General features: G+C 53.6%; 7 protein-coding genes. 6 read left to right on the forward strand and 1 reads right to left on the reverse strand.

Going from position 1 to position 6076, the window contains the following annotated elements; all coding sequences use genetic code 11:
* Positions 1-2 precede the first annotated feature (2 nt).
* Positions 3-644, reverse strand: a complete 642-nt coding sequence (locus VNZ60_RS06900) for a Maf-like protein (protein ID WP_325657687.1) — start codon at positions 642-644, stop codon at positions 3-5.
* Positions 645-769: 125 nt separating this feature from the next.
* On the opposite strand from VNZ60_RS06900, the gene VNZ60_RS06905 reads away from it, so the two are divergent.
* The 6 genes from VNZ60_RS06905 to fabG all read left to right on the forward strand — a co-directional run bounded on the left by VNZ60_RS06905 (position 770) and on the right by fabG (position 5840).
* Positions 770-1270, forward strand: a complete 501-nt coding sequence (locus VNZ60_RS06905) for a YceD family protein (protein ID WP_325657688.1) — start codon at positions 770-772, stop codon at positions 1268-1270.
* 244 nt (positions 1271-1514) lie between these two features.
* Positions 1515-1697, forward strand: coding sequence for a 50S ribosomal protein L32 (rpmF, locus tag VNZ60_RS06910; protein ID WP_014006864.1), 183 nt, complete (start codon positions 1515-1517; stop codon positions 1695-1697).
* Between the two features lie 152 nt (positions 1698-1849).
* Positions 1850-2965, forward strand: a complete 1116-nt coding sequence (gene plsX, locus VNZ60_RS06915) for a phosphate acyltransferase PlsX (RefSeq protein WP_325657689.1) — start codon at positions 1850-1852, stop codon at positions 2963-2965.
* The gene (locus tag VNZ60_RS06920) at positions 2962-3948 is read left to right on the forward strand and encodes a beta-ketoacyl-ACP synthase III (protein ID WP_325657690.1); all 987 of its coding nucleotides are present in this window, start codon (positions 2962-2964) and stop codon (positions 3946-3948) included. Before plsX ends, VNZ60_RS06920 begins: the two co-directional genes overlap by 4 nt.
* A gap of 192 nt (positions 3949-4140) precedes the next feature.
* Complete coding sequence (fabD, locus tag VNZ60_RS06925) at positions 4141-5073, forward strand: ACP S-malonyltransferase (protein WP_325657691.1); 933 nt, start codon at positions 4141-4143, stop codon at positions 5071-5073.
* Positions 5070-5840 (forward strand): 3-oxoacyl-ACP reductase FabG, encoded by a 771-nt coding sequence (fabG, locus tag VNZ60_RS06930; protein ID WP_325657692.1) that lies wholly within the window; start codon positions 5070-5072, stop codon positions 5838-5840. The genes fabD and fabG overlap by 4 nt, the downstream gene beginning before the upstream one ends.
* The last annotated feature ends 236 nt before the right edge of the window (positions 5841-6076 follow it).

Here is a 6076-nt window from a genome sequence, read left to right on the forward strand (position 1 = left end):
GTTTATTTTATGAAGAATGGTAGGGCGGCGCGGCGCAGCATACCGGTCAGCGCGATTAATGGCAAACCGGTCAGGGCGGTGGGGTCGGTACTCTCGATTTTTTCCAGGATGGCGATGCCCAGCCCTTCATTTTTTGCGCTGCCGGCGCAATCATAAGGCTGTTCAATCCGCAAATAGGCATCCAGTTCGGCATCGGGCAGGTCACGAAAGGTGACAAAGGTCTGGACGTTTTCTATCTGGACCGCTTGTTCGACCTGGCTCTGCCTGCTATCCCACAGGCAAAGGGCGGTATGGAAAATGACGCGGCGGCCCCGCATTTTCTGCAGCTGCGCCAGGGCATTTTCATGATTGCCGGGCTTGCCGATCTGCTCGCCATCCAATGTGGCCACCTGATCCGAGCCGATCACCAGCGCATTTGGCGCAGTCAGCGCTACTGCGCGTGCTTTTTCCAAAGCCAGGCGCAATGCAGTGGTTTGCGGGCTTTCGCCTGGATGCGGAGTTTCGTCGATATCTGGCACGATCACCTCAAATGGGATCTGTAGCCGGGACAGCAATTCTTTGCGGTATCTGGAGCTGGAGCCAAGGATCAGGCGCGGTAGGGGTGAAGGAGCTGTGGGGGAAATCGTCTGTTGTAAAGAAGCCATGGTTTTCGTCAGTTGAACGATTGCCTAACAATAAAATGTGGGGAAAGTGCGGAAAACACGCTAACACTTTGACGAATAAGGGAAAAGGCTGTTATTATCGCAGGTTTTCCGGGTTCGGCTTGACTATGAGTGCTTTTGTAATCGACGCGTTTGAGTATGCGCGCCATAAAGAGCGCCGTGAAGGCGAAATCGCCGTGGCTGACCTGAGTCGCCTGGCCGATGAGTCGGCAGACCGCTCCGGCGCTCTGCATTGGGTTCTGGTTGGTGGCGTTGATCACTTGGGGCATCCCCAGCTGACGATGTCGGTAACCGGCTCGATCAAGATCATGTGTCAGCGCTGTTTGACGCCGTTTGCCTTCGATATTGACGCGGAATCCGCGCTGGTATTGGCAAAAGATGAGGAAAGTGCTGATGAAATCGATGCACTTCTTGATAATGACGAAATTGATGTCATCGTTGGCACTAAAACACTGAGTATCCTTGAACTGGTTGAGGATGAGGCTTTACTGGCCTTGCCGTTGTCGCCCAGGCATCCGGTTTGCCCGGACCAATCTGCATTGGATGGGCTGAAAAGCAGCAAAAAAGAATCGCCATTCGCGATGCTAAAGAATTTGAAGCAACAATAAAACTCATTGCGGGAAGAGCTTGGAAGTTACTGAAACGTGGCGAATTACTCTGTCCCCAACTGATTAGATACAGAATTGCGGTAAATTTGTCGCGCTGATTTTCACATGAATGTGATTCCGTGTGACTAAGGTGTGGCAATAGGTAGTAAAATCCGCGCACAAACGCGGCAGGAATATCCAGCCTTTCCCTGTTCTGAGGGTTGGATATGTTAAACTTTAAGATCTTAAGAAAGCAGGAGTTATCATGGCAGTTCAACAAAATAAAAAGACCCCATCCAAGCGCGGCATGCACCGTGCCCACGATTTTCTGGTTGCACCTCCGCTGGCTATCGAGCCAACGACTGGTGAAACACATTTGCGTCACCACATCAGCCCAAATGGCTTTTACCGTGGCCGTAAAGTGTTGAAGACCAAGAACGACGAGTAATACTTACTTGTTCTTGCGATGCAGGTTGAAGGCGGCGCGATGAGTTTCTCTCAGAAGCGCCGTTTTTGTATGTGGAATAATTCCTCGCGTCATTTTGAATCGCGCCCAATCTGCCTCATAATATGGCTTAGAGTAGGCACTGAATCAAAACAATGACAATCAAAATTTCTATCGACTGTATGGGTGGTGATCATGGCCCATCGGTTACCGTTCCTGCTGCTATTTCATTTGCTAATCGCGAGCCTGAGGCCGAATTGGTACTGGTTGGTCTTGAAGAAGAAATTCGAGCGCAACTGAAAAAGCACAAGGCAACCTCCCACCCGCGCTTATCGGTGCAGCATGCATCCGAAGTGGTGACGATGGATGACTCCATCGAAACTGCATTGCGCCGTAAAAAAGATTCCTCAATGCGCGTCGCCTTGCGTCTGGTCAAAGACCAGCAGGTGCAGGCGTGCGTCTCGGCGGGTAATACCGGCGCCTTGATGGCGGTTTCCCGCTACTTGCTCAAGACCTTGCATGGCGTTGACCGTCCTGCGATCTGCACCATTCTCCCCAATCAAAAAGACGGCCCCACTTATATGCTCGATCTGGGCGCCAACGTCGATTGCGAACCGTTGCACCTGCATCAGTTTGCCTTGATGGGGTCGGCGCTGGTGTCGGCCATGGAAGGCAAGCCGAGGCCGACGATCGGTTTGCTGAATGTCGGCGAAGAAGATATCAAAGGCAATGAGGTGGTCAAGCAGACAGCGGAATTGCTGCGTGCGGATCACGAAAAGGGTATCCTGAATTTCTACGGCAATGTCGAAGGCAACGATATCTTCGAGGGCACTACCGACATCGTCGTTTGCGACGGTTTTGTCGGTAATGTCACGCTCAAGGCTTCCGAGGGCCTGGGGCGTTTCGTCAAGACAGTATTGACGACAGAATTCAAAAGCGGCATTTTGAATATGCTTGGCGCGGTCATTGCCCGTGGCGCGATCAAGGCCATCTCGCGCCGCCTGAATCCCTCGCGCTATAACGGCGCCAGCCTGCTGGGCTTACGCGGACTGGTGTTCAAGAGCCATGGCGGGGCCGACGCTTATGGCTACGAATGGGCTATACAGCGGGCGTTCGATGCCGCCAAATATGATGTATTGTCTCGTATTGCAACCACGATTGCGGAGCTGATGCCGCACCCGGAGATAGCATCCAAGCCCGCCGAAACGGGTGTGGATGGCGCGTCTGGCGAAATCGTTATTACTGAATCAACCCAACAAAAGACAGCATGACTACTTTTAGCAAAATTGTCGGTACCGGCAGCTATTTGCCGCCGAAACGGGTAAGCAATCAAGAGCTCACTGCGCAACTCGCCGAAAAGGGCATTGAGACATCGCATGAATGGATTTTTTCCCGTAGCGGCATCGCGGCGCGTCACTACGCTGAAGCGGATGTGCAATCCAGCGATCTCGCCGTAGCAGCAGCCAAGCAGGCGCTGGATATGGCGCGCATGCAGGCCGACGATATCGATCTCGTGATCGTCGCCACTTCAACCCCGGACTATTTCGGCGGTTTTCCGAGCACAGCCTGCGTAGTGCAGCAAAAGCTTGGTATTGCCAACGGCGGCGCCGCTTTTGATGTGCAGGCAGTGTGCAGCGGTTTTGTATACGCAGTGTCAATTGCCGATAGTTTTATCAAATCCGGCGCGCACAAAAACGTTCTGGTAATCGGCACCGAAGTTTTTTCACGAATCCTGAATTTTGAAGATCGCACCACTTGTGTGCTGTTCGGCGATGGCGCCGGTGCAGTCGTCATGAGTGCCTCTGCCGAGCCTGGCATTCTTGCTACCAAGTTGCATGCCGATGGCCGCTATAAAGACATACTATGCGTTCCAGGTAAGATGAATGCCGGAGTGGTTGAGGGCAGCGCCTTCCTGTATATGGACGGCCAGGCAGTGTTTAAGCTGGCGGTGTCGGTATTGGAAAAAGTCGCCAACGAAACCTTGCAGATCGCCGGCATGAGCGCATCCGAAATTGACTGGCTGATTCCACATCAGGCCAATATCCGCATCATGCAAAGTACTGCGCGTAAGCTAGGCCTGGATAACGAGCGCATGGTGGTGACGGTGGATCAGCATGGCAATACCTCGGCGGCATCGATTCCGCTGGCACTGGATCAGGCTGTGCGCGACGGTCGTGTCAAGCCCGGCCAGAATGTCATGATGGAAGGTGTCGGCGGCGGTTTCACATGGGGCGCAATTTTAGCGCGCATGTAAAGGAAAGCGGAAACCTCTAAAGACCACTGCGCCCGCCAATCTCTGCTCTGCGATGCTCACTGTACTGTCGTACAACTGGGCTTCTCGAACAGACAATTGACGCAAGTCAGCGTAGCTGAGGCTACGGTCTTTAGAGGTTTTCCGAGCCTTCGATAAATCTCAAATCCTCAATTAATAAGCGGTAGGTAAGGCATGAATAAATTCGCATTTGTTTTTCCAGGCCAGGGCTCGCAAGCCATTGGCATGTTGAGCGGTTTTGCCGATAACCCGGTGGTAAGGGATACGGTTGCAGAAGCTTCAGAAGCGTTGCAGTTTGATCTGGGCAAGCTGATTGCCGAGGGGCCGAAAGAAGAGTTGGATCTGACTACCAATACGCAGCCGGTCATGTTGACCGCAGCAGTTGCTTGTTATCGGGCCTGGCTGGCGGCTGGCGGCAAAGCGCCGGCTTTGGTGGCTGGCCACAGTCTGGGCGAATATTCCGCTTTGGTCGCCGCAGGCGTGATTGCATTCAAGGACGCAGTGCCTTTGGTGCGTTTCCGTGCACAAGCCATGCAGCAAGCGGTGCCGGTCGGGCAGGGCGGCATGGCCGTCATTCTCGGTTTGTCGGATGAGGATGTGCGTGCAGTTTGTCTGGCAGCGGCTCAGGGCGAAATCGTTGAGGCGGTAAATTTCAACGCGCCGGCGCAGGTAGTGATTGCAGGCCATAAGGCGGCGATCGAGCGCGCTTGTATCGCGGCTAAAGAAAAAGGTGCGAAACGTGCCTTGCCATTGCCGGTATCGGCCCCATTTCATTCTTCGTTGTTAAAACCGGCATCGGACCGTTTGCGTGAATACATGCAAGACCTGACTTTCGCGGCGCCGCAGATTGCGCTGATCAATAACGTCGACGTTGCCATCGTCAATGATCCGGAAGCCATCAAGAATGCATTGGTGCGGCAAGCGGCCAGTCCGGTGCGCTGGGTGGAAACCGTGCAGAAAATTGCTGTCGAAGGTGTCACTCATGTGGTTGAATGCGGTCCGGGCAAGGTTCTTGCTGGTTTGACCAAGCGTATTAACGACAGCTTGATCAGCGACATGATTGTCGATCAGGTGTCGCTGGATAAAATGTTGGAGACATTCAAGTGACTTTACAAAATACAGATGTACAGAATTTAACCGGCCAGGTGGCTCTTGTCACCGGCGCATCGCGCGGCATCGGCCGGGCCATTGCGTTGCAATTGCTCCAGCGCGGCGCCAAAGTCATCGGCACCGCGACCTCCGAGGCAGGTGCGGCGGCGATTACCGAATACATGGAGGCTAGCCAGCCAGGCAACGGTCGCGGTATCGTGCTGAATGTGAATGATGCTGCCGGCTGCGCGGCGGCGGTTGAACTGGCGCAGAAGGAATTCGGCGGCTTGTCGATTCTTGTCAATAATGCAGGCATCACCCAGGATCAACTGGCCATGCGCATGAAGGATGAGGAATGGGACGCCGTCATCGCGACCAATCTGACCGCCGTGGCGCGTTTGTCGCGCGCAGTCTTGCGTGGCATGATGAAGGCCAAGCATGGTCGTATCATCAATATCACTTCGGTAGTCGGTTCGGCCGGCAATCCGGGGCAAATGAATTATGCTGCCGCCAAGGCTGGCGTGGCTGGCATGAGTCGTGCGTTGGCGCGTGAGATCGGCAGCCGCAACATTACGGTTAACTGCGTTGCGCCGGGTTTTATCGATACCGATATGACCAAGGCTCTGAGCGAGCAGCAGCATGCTTCGTTGCTGCAGCAGATCCCGCTCGGGCGGCTGGGTGCTGCCGAAGACGTGGCGGCGGCGGTAGTGTTCCTGGCGTCGTCGCAAGCCGGCTATATTACGGGCAGCACTTTGCACGTAAATGGCGGCATGTATATGAGTTGAGCCGTGAGCTGAAGCAAGTCCGCAGTTTTAGGCTTATTTCAGAGTTAAATGTAAGTAACACCGATTTAGATGCTTTTGACATAATTTTATTGAATATTAAAGACTAATGTCGAAAGTAAATTTTCAATGCGCAAACCTGCTAAAATGCGCGCACTTTCTGTAACCTAATGGAGGCATCACATGTCCGATATCGAACAACGCGTTAAAAAAATCGTCGCTGAGCAACTGGGCGTCGC

It is taken from the genome of Collimonas sp., from assembly GCF_035566375.1.
GTDB lineage: Bacteria > Pseudomonadota > Gammaproteobacteria > Burkholderiales > Burkholderiaceae_D > Collimonas.